We start from the raw sequence: 15,411 nt of genomic DNA on the forward strand, positions 1-15,411 counted from the left end.
TCCTAGAGCGGCCACCATGGACCATTGAAAAAGCTGGTAAGCCATCCCTGTTCCTGGGTATTGGCAAGATCGCCGGTACCACCATAGTAGATACGGGCATTCGCCACTTTCTGGGATGACACGCTGTTATCCGAGGTGACATCCTCCGGTCTAATCAGACCTGTGATACGGATATACTCATTGCCATTGTTGAGCATGATCCACTTCTCGCCCCGTACCAGCAGATTGCCATTGGGCAGTACCTTGGCCACACTGACCGAAATATTGCCCTGCAGGCTGTTGCTCTGATCCGCCTTGGCCTGCCCCTTGAAGGCACTGTTTTGAGCGATGGATGCGGAGAGATCATAGGGGCTGGCAGTGACAGGCACGCCCCCCAGCGTCACCGGATCCAGATTGAACTTGTTATCCTTGCCACTCTGGGTATTTGCCTTCTTCGAGGCGGAAGTGGACTCGGCCAGCTCGATGGTGATGATGTCACCCACCTTGTGCGCCTTGATATCCGAATAGATGCCATTAACCTGATCCGGCTGAAAAATAGCACCCGTCGGTCTCACCGAGACTGGCTCCGACTCCCCGTATACGGGGGAAAACTCGGGGTCATCAGGCCTGGGTGTATTGGGGGTACTGTTACACCCCCCCAACACCAGCAACCCCAGCATCCATACGCTTTTCATCATGGCTCCCCCCATTAGGTCCGCTGGATCAGGAAGGACATCATGCCATCCACCGCAGAGAGGACTTTAGAGTTCATCTCGTAGACCCGCTGAGCCTGGATCAGATTCACCAGCTCTTCGGTGACGTTAACGTTGGAGCTTTCCAGCATCCCTTGCTTCAAGACCCCCATGCCATCCGCCCCGGCAGTTCCCTGAATGGCTGCACCGCTGGACTGGGTTTCCAGAAACATGTTCTCACCCATCGGCTGCAGACCACTGGCATTGACAAAGTCTGACAGGGTGATCTGTCCGACCACTTGAGAAGCACCATCCCCCTTCAGCTGTACCGAGACCTGACCATCAGTGCCGACAGTGACACTCTGGGCATTTTCCGGGATCTGGATTTCTGGCTGCAGGGGATAACCGTTACCCGGCGTCACTATGGTGCCTTCGCTGTTAAGGGTGAATTGCCCATTACGGGTATAGGCCAGGCTGCCGTCGGGCAATTGAATTTCAAAGTAGCCACGGCCACTGATCATCAGATCCAGCGAATTATCCGTAGTCTGTACGTTGCCCTGACTGTGGTTTTTCTGGGTAGCCACCACCTTGGCGCCCGCGCCAAGCATCAAGCCGGAGGGCAACTCGGTATCCGCCGACGAACGGCCGCCGGGCTGATTGATGTTTTGATAGAGCAGATCCTCGAAAATGGCCCGCGATTTCTTGAAACCAACGGTGCTGGCGTTCGCCAGGTTGTTCGAGGTGACCGAAATATTGGTCTGCTGAGCATCCAACCCGGTCTTGCTGATCCAGAGTGCAGGATTCATAGGTAACTCCTTGATTAGCTGATACGCAGCAACTGGGTTTGGGCCTCGTCATTCTCTTCGGCCGTTTTCATCATCTTGACCTGGGTTTCAAACTGTCGTTGTAACCGGATCAGGTTGGTCATCTCATCCACCACATTGACATTGCTCCCCTCTAGGGAGCCGGCGATCAGGCCAACGTTGGCAGAGGCAGGCTCATTCTGGCCATCTTTGCGCCGAAAAAGCCCATCCTGGCCCTTCTCTACCGCATCGGCGGCCGGGTTAACCAGTTTGATCCGCTGAAAATCTTCCGACAAATTCGCGGCGGCCCCTTCAGGACGGCCACTGATGGTGCCATCCCGGTTAATCTCCAGCTTCTCCATCGGCATTGGCAGCACGATGGGTTGACCACCGTCATCCACGACGTTCAAGCCGGTAGAGGTCTGCAGGTTGCCAGTCGCATTGACCTGCAGATTTCCCATACGGGTATAGGCCTCCCCCCCCTTCGGATCTTGCACCGCAATCCAGCCGGGACCATCCACCGCCACGTCAAGATCCCTCCCCGTGGTCATCAACATGCCATGCTGCAGGTTCTGGCCGGGACGTTCCGTCATGGCAAATACCCGACTGGGCAGCCCCTCACCAAAGGCCTGCATGCTGCGGGCCTGCTCGAAATCGGATTTAAAGCCGGTGGTATTGGCATTGGCGAGGTTATTACCGCGAACAGCCAGGCTGTTCATGTTCTCTTTGGCCCCGGACATGGCGATATAAAGCAGGTGATCCATGGGATTCTCCGTCAAACAGATGACTCTGACAGCAGAACTGCAATTTGGATGCCAACAGAAGGGGAATGCCACGCCATTCGACAGTAGAGAACGATAAAAAAACGGGGCACCCAAGGTGCCCCGTCGCCTGAGAGGAATTAACGGATCTGCAAGATGGTCTGCTGCAGCGAACTGTTGACCTCCAGAGAGCGGGAGTTCGCCTGGAAGTTACGCTGGGCAGTGATCAGATCAACCAGTTCGGAGGTCAAATCTACGTTGGATTGCTCCAGCGCCGACGATTTGATGGTACCGAAGGTGCCTGAATTGGGCGTTCCCGGCAAAGCATCGCCGGAGAGCAGGGATTGCCGCCAGGAAGTATCACCCACCTGGGTCAGCCCTTGCGAGTTGGCAAATTTGGCCATGGCCACCATGGCTACCTTGATGGTGGTGGCATTGCTGTAGGTTGCAGAGACAATCCCATCCGGCGTGATCTCGACCTTGGTCAAACGGCCGACAGTGGAACCATCCTGTGACAACTTGTTGACTTCAAACGGTGAGGCATATTGGGTCACAGTGCCGAAAGTGATATCTACCTGCTGGGTAGGATCCGCACCATTGGTAATAATTCCCGCTCCTGCTGCCCCCAACTGCTCCGTTTGGATGTTTGCCGGTGTGGTCGGAGTAATCATTTTACCATCGGCACCAAAGGTAATTCGGGCACCGGCAGGTGCAGGATTCAACCCTGTGGCCATTGTTGGCGTCACCCCTCCGACGATATCGACCGGCTTGTCACCTTGATAGAGATACATGCGCCAAGCTGTCGGGCTGGCTGGCTTGGTCAGGTCTGTTGGATCTGCCTCTTTGACAAAATACTGGGTGATAGTGTGAGGTTCACCGAGCGAGTCATAAATCACCACTGAGGTGGATGAGGAGTAGGTTTTGGAATCCTTAGGGTCAAAGGTGGAGGCATCCCCCGCACCATTACCTGCAGGCAGGGGCGATGCGGTGGAAGGCAAGTTGAAACTTGCATCAATCTTGCTGGTTTTGATCGGCTCACCCGCCCGATCAGGGATCTGGATCGGCTTGGTCGCATTGATACTGACCGCCTTGGGTGTGCCATCGGCGTTGATCTCGTAGCCTTGCAGATAGTGGCCCTGATTGTTGACCATATAGCTGTTTTCATTGAGCTTGAATGCACCGGCACGGGTGTAGGTGCGATCCAGGTTGGTCAAACCATCAGAGGTGACAAAGAAGCCGTTCCCCTGAATGGCCAAATCCAGTGCGTTATTGGTAAATTGCAGCGCACCCTGATGGAACTGCTGGGCAACAGCACCGGTCGCCACACCGTTACCGACCTGAGTCTTGGCATTGACAAAGATGGAGTTGGCGTAGACATCCGCAAACTCGGCACGGGACTCTTTAAAGCCCATTGTATTGACGTTCGCAATGTTGTTAGCGGTGACGTTCAAGTCTTTTTGTGCCGCGTTGACACCGCTCAAGGCATTGTTAAATGACATATCCAGCTCCTTAGATCGATGCTGTCGACGTGGTTTTTGACGGAGTAGCCGTCTGGTTTGGATTGGTGCCTGATATTTGCAGGACGGAACTCAGCAGGGTGCTCCCCAGTCCCTTCAAATTAAGCATTGTGGGATTTGTTGCATTCCCCAGGGCAACGCTGTCGACCTTGCCATAAGCGTATGTGGGAATAGTTTCTGCCTTGCCATCCACACTGCCACTGGCCTTGATCACGTATTTGCCTGGCTTGACCCGGTTGCCCGCCTTGTCAGTGCCATCCCAGGCGATCTCCACATTGCCCTTCTGTTCTCCTTCCAGGCTAAATTCCTTGATGACCTGACCCGCCTCGTCTTCAACGATAATCTTGACACCCGCGTATTGATTGGTCGTGCCAACCTGAACGACACCGGAAACAGGGCCCTCCTTGTCCAGATAGCCCACATTGCTGGGCAAGAGTACATTCTGGCCAACCAGAGAAGATGCTTGCAGAGCCTGGCTGGAGATCATCTGCTCATTGAGCTTGCCCATCTGGGTAGACAGACTGCTGATCCCCTCCGAGGTAGACATGGAAGCCATCTGGGAGAGCATCTGGGCATTGTCCACCGGCTTGAAGGGATCCTGATATGATAGTTGCATGGTCAGCAGTTTCATAAACGAAGCCTGATCCAGCTCTTTCTTCGGCGTCGTTGTGGTGCCTGTGGTCTGGGTCGTGGTACGGCCAATGCCGTTCACACTGTTTGTGGTGTCGACCATGTTGCATCCCTCCTATCAGGATTTGCCAAGCTGGAGCGTCTGCTGCAGCATCTTCTTGGCCGAATCTGCAACCTGTACATTGGTCTGGTAGCTGCGCGAGGCATTGATCATGTCAGCCATCTCTTCAACCATGTTGACGTTCGGTTTGAAGATAAAGCCATCCTTGTCCGCCATCGGATGGTTGGGGTTGTACTCCTTGAGCAGTGGAGCCTTGCTCTCGACAATGCCCTTCACCTCAACGCCGACCGATCCCTGCTTGTCTGACATGGCCTGATCGAGCTGAGCGGCAAAAACTGGCCGCCTGGCGTGGTAAGTGTTTTCCACGCTGGAGCTTACGCTGTCCGCGTTGGCCATGTTGCTGGCAACTGTATTGAGGCGCACGGACTGCGCACTCATGGCCGAGCCGGCAATATCAAAGACCTTGAACAAACTCATCACTGCTCTCCTTTCAGGGCTTTAAGCAGGCCACTGATCTTGCGATTCATAAATTCCAGGGAGGTTTGGTACTCCAGACTGTTGCGCAAGAACTCGCTCCGTTCCTGCTGCACATCCACCGTGTTGCCATCACCCGTATCAGGCTGCAACGGATTGCGGTATTGAACAGTACCGGGGGCATCCATATTCAAGGCAAAGTGCTTTTCACTGGTTGTTACCAGGCCAAAACCCTGTTTATGCTGGGCATCCTGCAATGCCTGTGCAAAGTTGATATCCCTTGCTTTGAAACCTGGCGTGTCCGCATTGGCAATATTGCTGGACAACACCTCGGCACGCTTGGCGCGAACACCCAGCGTGTATTGATGGATACCAAATGCCTTGTCGAATGAAAAAGCCATAGCACACCTCCTGCTTGGTATATTTTGCCTGCAAGAGATGTGCCAGACGATTTTCAAAATGCTGCGGGCCGTCGAGCCTAGCTATAAAAGCCTTTAAACGGAGTGCAAGGATCTGCTGCGCGATAGATAGGAACATGGTGCAATGCCATCACGAATGGAGCTATAAGAATGGAGCCATAAAGAGAGAAGGAGGCACTGTGCCTCCTTCTCTTATAACAATGTCACCAATCACAACTCATTGAATACCATGGGCTGCAACGTTATTTGACCTTGTAAACAATTCCGGGATTGCACCGAATCATCTCGAATCGGTCAGTCAAACCCGCCAGCGATTCCGACGCTCCCAGCATCAGGTATCCACCAGGATTGAGGCTGGATGCAAACTGGTTGAGGATTTTTGACTTCACTTCCGGTGCAAAGTAGATAAGCACGTTACGGCAAAAAATGATGTCAAATTTACCGAGCAGACTATAACTCTCCAGCAGATTGAGCGGCCGAAAGGTGGTCAATTTTCTGACTCGCTCTACCACCCGCATTTTGTTGTCACCATAGGGCTCAAAAAACATCTTCTTGCGCTCTGGCGACAATCCGCGTGCCAAAGCCAGACTGTCATATACCCCTTCCTTGCACTGATTCAGCATGGTAGTCGATATGTCTGTCCCGACAATCTGCACTCCACCGGGCAAGGTACCCGGCTTCTTCATCTGCTGCTCCAGCGCCGTCATGGCGATAGAATATGGCTCCTGTCCCGAAGATGAGGCAGCAGACCAAATCTTGACAGGGCGACCACTTTTGCCCAATTCAGGAAAAATCTTGTCGGTCAGCAGCTGGAACGGATATGTATCACGAAACCAGAGGGTCTCGTTAGTGGTCATCGCATCAACAACCGCCATTTTCAGGTCACGCTCTCGTACACTCATTGCACGGGTGACCAGTTCAGACAGACTCTCGATGCCAAACTGTGCCATCAAAGGTGAAAGACGGCTCTTCACCAGATACTGTTTGTTATCACCCAGCACGATCCCGCTCTGAACCGCAAGAAAGTTGCTGAACTGTTTGTATAAGTCATCCGAAAGTGTCTTCATGCAGCTGTTCTTCTTTAAATTAGAGTGCGTTTTGTACGGCTTTGGCCAATTCATCAGGCTGGAACTTGGCAATAAAGTTGTTTGCACCAACTTTTTGCACCATAGCCTGGTTAAATACACCACTGAGCGAGGTATGCAGAATAACATGCAAATCTTTGAGATTGGGATTATTCCGGATCTCGGCAGTGAATGTATAGCCATCCATCTCGGGCATTTCGATATCGGAAATCACCAGCGCAATCTGATCCTTGATAGGGCCATTTTTGGTCATCTCCAGCAGCATGTTCAATGCTTCGCGGCCATCTTTTGCCAGCACGCATTCAACTCCGATCGCCTCCAGCGCACGCTGTACCTGTTTGCGCGCAACCGAAGAGTCGTCAGCAACCAATACGGGACGTCCCAAGGTCGGATGCTCGACACTGGCCTCCACCAGCTCCTGGCTGACCTCAGTAGAAACCGGAGATATTTCGTTGAGAATACGTTCAACGTCGAGGATCTCGACCAACTCGCCATCAACCTCGGTAACCGCCGTCATATAGTTGATGCGACCAGCCCCCTTGGGGGGAGGAAGGATAGATTCCCAGTTCATATTGATGATGCGCTCGACCGAGTGCACCAAAAAACCCTGAATGGAGCGGTTGTACTCGGAGATGATAATGAAGCACTTGCTCAAATCTTCAATGGGGCGCTTGCCCATTGCCATGCTGAGATCGATGACCGAGATAGTCTGGCCACGAATATGAGCCACTCCGCGAATACAGGAGTTCAACTTGGGCATCACGGTCAAGGGGGGGCACTGCAACACTTCACGCACTTTGAATACGTTGATGCCAAATCTTTGACGTCCATTGAGACGAAACAACAACAATTCCAGCCGGTTTTGCCCCACTAGCTGGGTACGTTGGTTGACCGAGTCCAGGATACTGGCCATAAACACTCCCTAAAAACGCTTGGCATTAATCATGCATGCGTGATGGATTGCGTCAGACTATCGATGTGACAACAAACAGATTCTGAAGCAATCATAGTTAAATATGGTGATATGCGTGAACAACTTATCGACCGACGAGCGAAAATGATTAACCGACTTTTACTCATCAGCCTCTTTTTTGGCAGCATATCCTCGAGCCATGCCTCGGATGTCACAACCTATCTGAGAGAGCAGGCACAAGAGTTCGTTTATGGTCAACTCGATCTGCCGCTGGATGCCAGAGCAGAGGTCACTGCCGCGACCCTTGATGAGAGACTCCCGCTAACCCGTTGCGATGATCTGTTGACCATCAGCTTGCCAGCAAAAATGGAAATTCGTCGTAATACAACTGTTTACATGAAGTGTGAGGAAGAAAAACCCTGGGATGTCTACTTACCGGTAAGGGTCAGTATTCAAAAACCCTTTGTTACTGTCACCGACCCCATTGCCAAAGGGGATCTGCTGAATGAAAGCAAGCTGGTAGTGGCGTTTCAGGATCAAACCCTGATCCGTGGTGACTATCTGACCAACCCGGCCCCTTTGATTGGGGTACGCAGCAAGCGGGAGATCAAACCGGGACAGCCCATCCGCTTGAGCCAGGTTTGCGTGATATGTAAAGGGGATCAGGTCACCCTGACAGCCGAAAACAGCAACTTCCAGATCAAAACCATGGCCCGAGCCTTGCAAGATGGCAGTTTCGGAGAGATCATCAAACTCGTCAATATTCGCTCCGGCAAAACGGTGGAAGGTAAAGTCACAGCAGTCGGTGCCGCATCAGTCACTTTTTGATATCTGGAGCCTGACAATTTTTTTTCTAAAGTTTTGACCTGCCGCACCGATAAACAGGTAAGCAAATCTTAAAGCAGACGAAGGTAACTAAAATGGCCATCAACAATATCAACAACTTGGCGAATAATCGGTTGCAAAATACCGCTAATAGCCAAGGGACAGGCAGCAAGTCAGTCACCTCATCGCCCGAAAACAAAGCGACCACTGTCAAGCTGGACTCCGTCTCCTTGACCAGTGAGGCGCAACAATTGCAAAAAATGCAACAGAACCTCAATACCGCCTCAACCGGCAACGAGAGCAAGGTTGAACGACTGAAAAAAGCCGTCGCGAGTGGCGAATATCAGGTTAACAGCGACGCTGTAGCCAAGAAGATGTTCAGTTTCGAGGCCAATCTGGACAAAGTTCTGGGATGATGGACTTACCTTCGTTACTGCACACCCAAGATGATTACCTTAGCCAGATGCAAGGCATTCTGGAAGAGGAGTTCAGCTTGCTCGAGCAGCATCAGGCACTGGCCCTGCCTGCACTGACCGAGCGCAAACAGCAATTGCTTGCTGCGATAGAAACTCTGGACAAGACACTGGCAGAGATGCCGGAACTGGCACTGCAGCTAGCAGCCTATCCCGACGAGATGGCGCAGCTTCGCGCAAAACTGGATGCCTGCCAGGCACAAAATGATATCAACGGTCGCTTGCTTGAATTGAGCATCGTCTCCAACCGTCGTCTGGCAACCTTTCTGAGTCAGTTGCGTGATCGCAACAGCCTGACCTATGACGCCAAGGGTAACACTCGCTCTGGCACCCGCTCTTACGGTATCAAGGCCTGACATCTCTTATCAGGCCTTGCATTTTTGCACTCCGTTTTAAAGCACCAGTCGCAACAACTCTCGCCCGTCCTCACACGCATTGACGCGCAGTACCCCGTCCTCATAGCTCCCGTAACTGGCAGGCAACTCGCCGCGCGGGAAACAGATCGACCCCGGGTTCATCAATACCCGCTCCCCCTGCCACTCCAGCACAGGTACATGGGTGTGGCCGCTCATGAACAGACTACCCGCCGGTAGCTGTACCTCGTCCGGGCGATAAAGATGACCGTGGCTGACAAACCAGCGCCGCTCATCGATCAGCAACTGGTTGTAGGGGGCGGTGATGGGAAAGCGCAACAGCATCTGATCCACTTCGGAATCGCAATTGCCCCGCACCGCGATGATCTGTGGCGCAAGCTCGTTGAGCCTGTCAGCCACTGCCGCCGGGTTATACCCTTCCGGCAGAGGATTACGCGGGCCATGGTTGAGCAGATCGCCGAGCAGCAGATAGTGATCCGGCTGCCAGGAGTCAAGTTGGGTCAGCACCCGCTCCAACGCAATGATGCTGCCGTGGATGTCGGAAATGATGGCAAGTTTCATGAAATGCTCCTCACTGCGGGCTGAAATAGAGATCCTTGGTGGCAATCGTCCCTTTCAAATTCTGGCTGGGCAGCCCTCGCAGCGCGGGATCGACCAGTCTCATCTGATTGTAATGATACACGGGGAGGATCGGCGCCTCCTCAAGCAGCAACTGTTCGGCATGCCGGTAGAGTTCAACCCGGCTCGCGCTGTCCAGCGTATTGGCTGCCTGCTCCAGCATCAGATCAAAGTCGGGATTGCAGTAGCCGCTCTCGTTGCGCAGATCCTGACAACGGAAGCTGCCCAGCATGGCTGATGGCTCCACGTAATCGCCAAACAGGAAGCTTCTGGCCACCTGGAAATCACCGCTATCCTTGGCCACCTGATAGGCGCCCCACTCCAGACTGCTGAGGGTGACCTGTACCCCCAGCTTCTGCCACATGGCGGCAATGGCCATCGCCATCTGCTTGTGGGTTTCTGCGCTGTTGTAGGTAATGCTCAGCTTGAGTGGATTCGCACTGTTATACCCGGCCGCTGACAGCAGCGCTGCCGCTTTGGCCTGGCGGGTTGGCATATCTTCAAGCGCCACAGGCAATATCACCCGGGGGTAACCCGGCATCTCCGGCAACAGCGACCATGCCGCCTGTTCATCCTGCCCGCTCACTGATTCAATGAGCTGCTGTCGATCAACCGCCATGGAGAGCGCCTGACGCACCCGCACATCCTGCAGTTCGGGGCGCTTCAAATTGAACGCATAGAGATAGGTGCCAAACAGCGGCAAGCCCCAGAGCCGCTCCGGATATTCGCGCTTCATCTTCTGGTAATAGCCGAGGGAGACCTTGTTGGTAAGCTGGATTTCACCAGCCTCATAGCGCAGCCGTTCGGCATGTTGCGAGGTGATCGGCAGGTAGGTGACACGCCCGATACGGGTGTGAAAGTCATCCCAGTAGTGGATATTGCGCTCGGCTTCGATCCGCTCGTTTGGCGTCCAGCTTGCCAGCCGGTAGGCACCATTGCTCACCAGCTTGCCGGGCTCGGTCCACTGTTTGCCGAATTTGGCAATCGCCTTCTGATTGACCGGCACAAAGGGGCGCTGACTGATGAGCTGCAGGAAATAGGGAGCCGGCCGCTCCAGGGTGATTTTCAGGATCTGATCGCTTTGCGCTTCAATGCCCAGATTGCCGAGCTCCAGCGCGCCGGCATAGATGGATTGCGCATTGTTGATCCCCGTGGCCAGCAGCAATCCGGCAGAGGGAGAGTTGATGGCCGGATCGAGCAGACGGCGCCAGGCATAGACAAAATCAGCGGCCACCAGCGGCTCGCCATTGGACCACTTCAGTTGGGGGCGCAGGAAGAATCGCCACTCCAGCCCATCTTCACTCACCTCCCAGCGCTGGGCCTGAGCGGGGACGATATGCCCCTGCTCATCTTCGCTGACCAGCCCTTCAAACAGATCGACCAGTACCGCCTCACCCGGAAAACCGGAGCGCACCAGCGCAGGATCCAGCGACTCCGGCTCGGCACCGTTGCCCTTGACCAGGGTTTGCCGATCGGCAAGCAAAGGCTGCTGCTCAACGGTGGTGGCATGGGCCAGGGGCCCTGCCAGCACGGCAAGCAATAGCGGGGAGAGCCAGCGTTGCGCCAGCTTGGGGAAGAAACCATACCTCATGACAAAACCTCGAATAAAACCACTGCAGGAGGGGAAGGCCGACGGCGCGCCTGATGAATGCCTGATACCGCTCTTGTTATCCCCGAAAACGCCCCGTATTGTATCGGGCTTGCCCGGGAGATGGAGTCTTTCGGGTTAATTTTTTCAGGAGTTTTTATGGGTTATGAGTGGCTGGCCCTCGCGTCGGCCAGTTTATGGGCAATTGCAGCGCTAATTTCGGTCAAACCGGCCCGTCATCTCGGCGCATTTGCCTACAGCCGCTGGCGCATGTTTCTGGTCAGCCTGATGCTCGGCACCATGAGTCTGCTCACCGGTGGCTGGCAAACCCTCACCGCAAGCGCCCTGCCCCTGCTCGCCATCTCGGGGCTGGTCGGCATCTTCGTGGGCGATACGGCGCTGTTTGCCTGCATGAACCGGCTGGGGCCAAGACGCAGTGCCCTGCTCTTCTCCTGCCATGCGCTGTTTTCCGCCCTGCTTGGGCTGTGGCTCTTTAATGAACAGCTGACAGGCTGGCGACTGCTGGGGGCCATGCTGGTCTTTGCTGGCGTGATGCTGGCGATCCTGTTTGGCAGACGCAGTAGCAGCAACGAGTGGGAGCAGATCCGTGGCAATCTGGCGCTGGGGATTGGCCTTGGCCTGACGGCGGCACTGTGTCAGAGCGTGGGGGCCATCATCGCCAAGCCGGTGATGATGAGTGGTGAGGTGGATGCGGTGAGTGCATCGGGTATCCGAATGGGCAGTGCCCTGCTGGCCCACTGCGTCCTGCGGCTTGGGCGCTTGCCGCTGGCCATGCCGCTCAAACCGGTCAATCGCCAGATCCTCGCCATGATTGCCACCAACGGTTTTCTGGCGATGGGGCTGGGGATGACGCTGATCCTGATGGCGCTGCGGCAGGGCGAGGTGGGCATGGTGGCCATTCTCTCCTCTACCACACCGGTACTGCTGCTGCCGCTGTTGTGGTGGCACTCGGGGGAGCGGCCATCCATTGCCGCCTGGGCGGGGGCACTGATTGCCACCCTGGGCACCGCGCTGGTGCTGGGTTTCAGCACTCACTGACACCCGGCCCCCCCTGATCAGAACAGGGCAATCTCCTCAGCGGTCAGCTCGCGGTATTCACCGGGTGCCAGATCTTCATCCAGCGTCAAACCGCCCACCCGCTCGCGATGCAAGCCAACGACCTTGTTGCCGATGGAGGCAAACATCCGCTTGACCTGATGGTACTTGCCTTCGTGGATGGTCAGGCGGGCCTCGCACTCGCCGAGAATTTCCAGCTGGGCAGGACGGGTTTTATCGGTCTCGTTACGCAGGTAGACCCCTTCGGCGAACAGCTCGATTGCATCCGGGCTCACCGGATCGGCCAGCCAGACGTGATAGGTCTTGGCACACTCGTGGCGCGGCGAGGTGATGCGGTGGGACCATTGACCGTCATCGGTCACCAGCACCAGACCCGTGGTATCGAGGTCGAGGCGACCCACTACGTGCAGCTTGCCCATCGCCGGTTCATCCATCAGGAAGAAGACGGTCGGGTGATCCGGATCCTCGTTGGAGCAGACATACCCTTCCGGCTTGTGCAGCATGAAATAGCGGTTGCGCTGCTCCAGCGTCAGCAGCACGCCGTCAAACTCGATCTGGCTCTGCTCATTGATATGGAAGGCGGGCTGCTTGACCACAATACCATCCACCATGACCTCGCCCTGACGGATCAGTTTGCCTGCCAGCGAGCGGGTCAAATCGGAACAATCGCACAGAAATTTATCAAGCCGCATTCACAACCTCGGAGTCCAACAAGTAAAGGGGCGTCATTATATCGGGCGGGGGCGACAACGCCACTGTTAAGGGGTTGCCAATTATGACGAACTGGTCATCCGATGTTACACTTCTCCGGTGTGATCCATCCGCACGATACTCATAATAATAAGAGTCAGGAAGCCCTCATGAAGTCTCAAGCATCCTATCCCGTCATTCCCGTCAACCAGCTGAAACCCGGCATGTATGTCATTGCTATCGCCAGCCAGACAGGTGGGATGGAGATCGCCCAGATGGGCTTGGTGACCAGCGTGGCGCAAATTGCCAATCTGGTGCGTCAGGGGGTGCTCACGGTACGCATCGATCTGGCCCGCAGCAAGCTGGGCAGTACCGAGAGTGACGCCGTTACCTCCCCCGATCTCAATGCCAACAGCGCCCAGGTAGGGCGCCGGGCCAGTGCCAACGGCGAAGGACGGGAGCTTAAAATCCGCCGCCTCTATCAGGAAGCGCGCGAGCTGCAAGGCAAGTTCATTCGCCACCTCAAAGCGGGTGAGCCCATCGACATCACTCCGCTCGCCGAAGTCGCCGAGGAGATGGTGGACACCATGTTCACCCATGGCGATGCCATGCTCTGCCTGGCCCGTATTCGTGCCAAGGATGCCTATCTGATGGAGCACTCCATGAACGTGGCCATCCTGCTGGCCAACTTCGGCCGTTATCTGGGGCTGGAGCGCAGCGTGCTCAAGGAGTTGACTCTGGGAGGGCTGTTGCACGACGTGGGCAAGATCATGACGCCGGACGAGGTGCTCAACAAACCGGGCAAGCTGACCGACGAGGAGTTTGCCATCATGCGCCAGCATGTGGTGCATAGCTACGACATTCTCCGCAATACCCCCGGCATCACCCCAACCATGCTGGAAGTAGCCGCCAACCACCACGAGCGGCTCGATGGTACTGGCTACCCGCAGCGGCTGAAGGGGGATGAACTCTCCCTCTATACCCGCATGAGCGGTGTTGTCGATGTCTATGACGCAGTAACTGCCGACAGAGTCTACAAGGCTGGCATGCAACCCACCCAGGCCTTTCGCATTCTGCTAAAGGGAGTCAACCAGCACTTCGATGCCGAACTGGTCACCAAGTTCATCAAGTGCATGGGGGTCTATCCGGTGGGAACGCTGGTACAGCTTTCAAACCAGCGGTTGGCCATCGTGATGCAGCGCAACGAGCAGCAGCCGCTCAAGCCGGTGGTCAAGGTGATCTATCACGCTTCCCAGCGCCACTACCTCGATGTGCAGTGGCTGGATCTGGCCAGATCGAGTGTGAAGGAGAGCATCGAGTGCACGGTCGACCCCAAAGAGTTTGGCATCAACCTCACCAACTTCTTCTAACTCTGTCCTCACGACTGGCGCTGGCTATCGAGCCAGTGCCGGATCAGAAACTCCTCATCCAACGGCGAGAGATCGAAACGCAGGCTGGCCTCTTCGATGGCGGCGATATCGTACTGGTGGTGCTCACTGAGCCAGCGCACCGCACGTCGCAGATCTTCACCATGGGGGAGCAGCAGATGGTCGCTCATGGGATACCTCCGGTAGATCGCAAGGCAGCCAGCGCATCTGACTGCCTATTACAAGTCTAGTCGGTCAATCCCAATCCCCTCCTGCGTCTCCTCACCCTCCCCCATCTGTCACTGCAATCAGGCAATCAGCGACCGAAAGCGCGCTGCCAATCCTGATCGAACTTCACCAGCGCCGCATCCACCGCTGGCACGTTCATCAGCTGCTCCGCCACATCGAGCGGCAGAGTGATGGACTGGCAACCCACCAGCAAGCAGTCGAGCGCCTGGCGCGGGGTACGGAACGATGCCGCCAGCACCTTGCTGTTCGGCGCGTGCAGCGCAAGCAGCTGTTGCAGCTCCTGCACGGTGGCGATGCCGTCACCCCCCTGGGCATCCAGCCGGTTGACGTAGGGCGCCACGTACTCTGCCCCCGCCACCGCCGCCAGCCAACCCTGCAGCGGGGTATAGACAGCGGTGCCCAAAGTCGGCACACCGTTGGCGGTCAGGCTCTTGATGGCCGCCAGCCCCTCTGCGCATACCGGGATTTTGATCACCAGATCCGGGTCCAGCTCACGCAGAGCGAACGCCTCGCGCACCATCTCGGTTTCGGTTTTGGCCATCACCTGGGCAAACAGGCGCGCCTTGGGCCCCAGCACATCGCGCAAGGCGGGCAGCAGCTCACAGAGCGGCAATCCCCCGGCGGCGGTAATGGAAGGATTGGTGGTGACACCGGCCAACGGCAGGATCCGTGACCAGCGACGCACTGCCGCCACATCGGCGGTATCGAGATACAGCTCCATCTCTAACTCCTTAACGGGATGTTCAATATGTCGCCATTCTAGCGAGAAAACATCTGCAAACAGCTTGATCGAAATCAAATCAACTTTCGAATGAA

The 15,411-nt window shown here is 55.6% G+C and carries 19 protein-coding genes; 5 read left to right on the forward strand and 14 right to left on the reverse strand.

The features are described from left to right. Nucleotides 1-2 precede the first annotated feature (2 nt). The 9 genes from flgH to G5168_RS09760 all read right to left on the reverse strand — a co-directional run bounded on the left by flgH (nucleotide 3) and on the right by G5168_RS09760 (nucleotide 7,334). Entirely contained in the window at nucleotides 3-674 is a 672-nt protein-coding gene (gene flgH / locus G5168_RS09720; protein WP_421252152.1) for a flagellar basal body L-ring protein FlgH, read from the reverse strand. Between the two features lie 14 nt (nucleotides 675-688). After that, nucleotides 689-1,477 (reverse strand): flagellar basal-body rod protein FlgG, encoded by a 789-nt coding sequence (flgG, locus tag G5168_RS09725; protein ID WP_216954109.1) that lies wholly within the window; start codon nucleotides 1,475-1,477, stop codon nucleotides 689-691. Nucleotides 1,478-1,491: 14 nt separating this feature from the next. Next, entirely contained in the window at nucleotides 1,492-2,238 is a 747-nt protein-coding gene (flgF, locus tag G5168_RS09730) for a flagellar basal-body rod protein FlgF (RefSeq protein WP_005344530.1), read from the reverse strand. Nucleotides 2,239-2,375: 137 nt separating this feature from the next. Beyond that, nucleotides 2,376-3,734, reverse strand: a complete 1,359-nt coding sequence (gene flgE / locus G5168_RS09735; RefSeq protein WP_227340839.1) for a flagellar hook protein FlgE — start codon at nucleotides 3,732-3,734, stop codon at nucleotides 2,376-2,378. Nucleotides 3,735-3,744: 10 nt separating this feature from the next. Next, nucleotides 3,745-4,485 (reverse strand): flagellar hook assembly protein FlgD, encoded by a 741-nt coding sequence (locus G5168_RS09740; protein WP_216954111.1) that lies wholly within the window; start codon nucleotides 4,483-4,485, stop codon nucleotides 3,745-3,747. A gap of 15 nt (nucleotides 4,486-4,500) precedes the next feature. Further along, nucleotides 4,501-4,920: a flagellar basal body rod protein FlgC gene (flgC, locus tag G5168_RS09745; protein ID WP_005350658.1), complete on the reverse strand. Its 420-nt coding sequence runs from the start codon at nucleotides 4,918-4,920 to the stop codon at nucleotides 4,501-4,503. Continuing rightward, on the reverse strand, nucleotides 4,920-5,318 hold the full coding sequence (gene flgB, locus G5168_RS09750) for a flagellar basal body rod protein FlgB (protein ID WP_005344526.1): 399 nt from the start codon (nucleotides 5,316-5,318) through the stop codon (nucleotides 4,920-4,922). The genes flgC and flgB overlap by 1 nt, the downstream gene beginning before the upstream one ends. 260 nt (nucleotides 5,319-5,578) lie before the next feature. Then, nucleotides 5,579-6,403 carry a CheR family methyltransferase gene (locus G5168_RS09755; protein WP_005344525.1) on the reverse strand — a complete coding sequence of 275 codons (825 nt, stop codon included), beginning with the start codon at nucleotides 6,401-6,403 and terminating at the stop codon, nucleotides 5,579-5,581. Nucleotides 6,404-6,422: 19 nt separating this feature from the next. After that, the gene (locus tag G5168_RS09760) at nucleotides 6,423-7,334 is read right to left on the reverse strand and encodes a chemotaxis protein CheV (protein ID WP_005344523.1); all 912 of its coding nucleotides are present in this window, start codon (nucleotides 7,332-7,334) and stop codon (nucleotides 6,423-6,425) included. 144 nt (nucleotides 7,335-7,478) lie between these two features. Here G5168_RS09760 and flgA point away from each other — a divergent pair, with 144 nt between their 5' ends. The 3 genes from flgA to G5168_RS09775 all read left to right on the forward strand — a co-directional run bounded on the left by flgA (nucleotide 7,479) and on the right by G5168_RS09775 (nucleotide 8,988). Further along, entirely contained in the window at nucleotides 7,479-8,162 is a 684-nt protein-coding gene (gene flgA / locus G5168_RS09765; protein WP_216954405.1) for a flagellar basal body P-ring formation chaperone FlgA, read from the forward strand. 92 nt (nucleotides 8,163-8,254) lie between these two features. Further along, entirely contained in the window at nucleotides 8,255-8,575 is a 321-nt protein-coding gene (gene flgM, locus G5168_RS09770) for a flagellar biosynthesis anti-sigma factor FlgM (RefSeq protein ID WP_005344518.1), read from the forward strand. Then, nucleotides 8,572-8,988, forward strand: coding sequence for a flagella synthesis protein FlgN (locus G5168_RS09775; RefSeq protein ID WP_040066163.1), 417 nt, complete (start codon nucleotides 8,572-8,574; stop codon nucleotides 8,986-8,988). Before flgM ends, G5168_RS09775 begins: the two co-directional genes overlap by 4 nt. A 36-nt stretch (nucleotides 8,989-9,024) precedes the next feature. On the opposite strand, the gene yfcE is transcribed toward G5168_RS09775, so the two are convergent. Both yfcE and G5168_RS09785 read right to left on the reverse strand, forming a co-directional pair. Continuing rightward, complete coding sequence (yfcE, locus tag G5168_RS09780; protein ID WP_421173085.1) at nucleotides 9,025-9,567, reverse strand: phosphodiesterase; 543 nt, start codon at nucleotides 9,565-9,567, stop codon at nucleotides 9,025-9,027. A gap of 10 nt (nucleotides 9,568-9,577) precedes the next feature. Then, nucleotides 9,578-11,215: a peptide ABC transporter substrate-binding protein gene (locus G5168_RS09785; protein ID WP_421173086.1), complete on the reverse strand. Its 1,638-nt coding sequence runs from the start codon at nucleotides 11,213-11,215 to the stop codon at nucleotides 9,578-9,580. 156 nt (nucleotides 11,216-11,371) lie between these two features. Between G5168_RS09785 and G5168_RS09790 the strand changes: the two genes are divergently transcribed. Then, nucleotides 11,372-12,271: a DMT family transporter gene (locus G5168_RS09790; RefSeq protein WP_108542279.1), complete on the forward strand. Its 900-nt coding sequence runs from the start codon at nucleotides 11,372-11,374 to the stop codon at nucleotides 12,269-12,271. A gap of 17 nt (nucleotides 12,272-12,288) precedes the next feature. Here G5168_RS09790 and rsuA read toward each other — a convergent pair whose 3' ends face one another. Beyond that, nucleotides 12,289-12,981 (reverse strand): 16S rRNA pseudouridine(516) synthase RsuA, encoded by a 693-nt coding sequence (gene rsuA / locus G5168_RS09795; protein WP_108542280.1) that lies wholly within the window; start codon nucleotides 12,979-12,981, stop codon nucleotides 12,289-12,291. Nucleotides 12,982-13,149: 168 nt separating this feature from the next. Here rsuA and G5168_RS09800 point away from each other — a divergent pair, with 168 nt between their 5' ends. Then, complete coding sequence (locus G5168_RS09800; RefSeq protein ID WP_421231558.1) at nucleotides 13,150-14,349, forward strand: HD-GYP domain-containing protein; 1,200 nt, start codon at nucleotides 13,150-13,152, stop codon at nucleotides 14,347-14,349. An 8-nt stretch (nucleotides 14,350-14,357) separates the two neighbouring features. On the opposite strand, the gene G5168_RS09805 is transcribed toward G5168_RS09800, so the two are convergent. Further along, complete coding sequence (locus tag G5168_RS09805; protein ID WP_216954119.1) at nucleotides 14,358-14,537, reverse strand: hypothetical protein; 180 nt, start codon at nucleotides 14,535-14,537, stop codon at nucleotides 14,358-14,360. A 125-nt stretch (nucleotides 14,538-14,662) separates the two neighbouring features. Beyond that, complete coding sequence (gene fsa / locus G5168_RS09810; protein WP_421173088.1) at nucleotides 14,663-15,316, reverse strand: fructose-6-phosphate aldolase; 654 nt, start codon at nucleotides 15,314-15,316, stop codon at nucleotides 14,663-14,665. Nucleotides 15,317-15,411 lie beyond the last annotated feature (95 nt).

This window comes from Aeromonas sp. 600724 (assembly GCF_049175135.1).
Classification (GTDB): domain Bacteria; phylum Pseudomonadota; class Gammaproteobacteria; order Enterobacterales; family Aeromonadaceae; genus Aeromonas; species Aeromonas veronii_A.

Excerpts from the sequence above, each read along its gene's own strand:
- flgH (WP_421252152.1), bottom strand. The coding sequence starts at position 674 with ATGAAAAGCGTATGGATGCTGGGGTTGCTGGTGTTGGGGGGGTGTAAC.
- flgG (WP_216954109.1), bottom strand. The coding sequence starts at position 1,477 with ATGAATCCTGCACTCTGGATCAGCAAGACCGGGTTGGATGCTCAGCAG.
- flgF (WP_005344530.1), bottom strand. The coding sequence starts at position 2,238 with ATGGATCACCTGCTTTATATCGCCATGTCCGGGGCCAAAGAGAACATG.
- flgE (WP_227340839.1), bottom strand. The coding sequence starts at position 3,734 with ATGTCATTTAACAATGCCTTGAGCGGTGTCAACGCGGCACAAAAAGAC.
- G5168_RS09740 (WP_216954111.1), bottom strand. The coding sequence starts at position 4,485 with ATGGTCGACACCACAAACAGTGTGAACGGCATTGGCCGTACCACGACC.
- flgC (WP_005350658.1), bottom strand. The coding sequence starts at position 4,920 with ATGAGTTTGTTCAAGGTCTTTGATATTGCCGGCTCGGCCATGAGTGCG.
- flgB (WP_005344526.1), bottom strand. The coding sequence starts at position 5,318 with ATGGCTTTTTCATTCGACAAGGCATTTGGTATCCATCAATACACGCTG.
- G5168_RS09755 (WP_005344525.1), bottom strand. The coding sequence starts at position 6,403 with ATGAAGACACTTTCGGATGACTTATACAAACAGTTCAGCAACTTTCTT.
- G5168_RS09760 (WP_005344523.1), bottom strand. The coding sequence starts at position 7,334 with ATGGCCAGTATCCTGGACTCGGTCAACCAACGTACCCAGCTAGTGGGG.
- flgA (WP_216954405.1), top strand. The coding sequence starts at position 7,479 with ATGATTAACCGACTTTTACTCATCAGCCTCTTTTTTGGCAGCATATCC.
- flgM (WP_005344518.1), top strand. The coding sequence starts at position 8,255 with ATGGCCATCAACAATATCAACAACTTGGCGAATAATCGGTTGCAAAAT.
- G5168_RS09775 (WP_040066163.1), top strand. The coding sequence starts at position 8,572 with ATGATGGACTTACCTTCGTTACTGCACACCCAAGATGATTACCTTAGC.
- yfcE (WP_421173085.1), bottom strand. The coding sequence starts at position 9,567 with ATGAAACTTGCCATCATTTCCGACATCCACGGCAGCATCATTGCGTTG.
- G5168_RS09785 (WP_421173086.1), bottom strand. The coding sequence starts at position 11,215 with ATGAGGTATGGTTTCTTCCCCAAGCTGGCGCAACGCTGGCTCTCCCCG.
- G5168_RS09790 (WP_108542279.1), top strand. The coding sequence starts at position 11,372 with ATGGGTTATGAGTGGCTGGCCCTCGCGTCGGCCAGTTTATGGGCAATT.
- rsuA (WP_108542280.1), bottom strand. The coding sequence starts at position 12,981 with ATGCGGCTTGATAAATTTCTGTGCGATTGTTCCGATTTGACCCGCTCG.
- G5168_RS09800 (WP_421231558.1), top strand. The coding sequence starts at position 13,150 with ATGAAGTCTCAAGCATCCTATCCCGTCATTCCCGTCAACCAGCTGAAA.
- G5168_RS09805 (WP_216954119.1), bottom strand. The coding sequence starts at position 14,537 with ATGAGCGACCATCTGCTGCTCCCCCATGGTGAAGATCTGCGACGTGCG.
- fsa (WP_421173088.1), bottom strand. The coding sequence starts at position 15,316 with ATGGAGCTGTATCTCGATACCGCCGATGTGGCGGCAGTGCGTCGCTGG.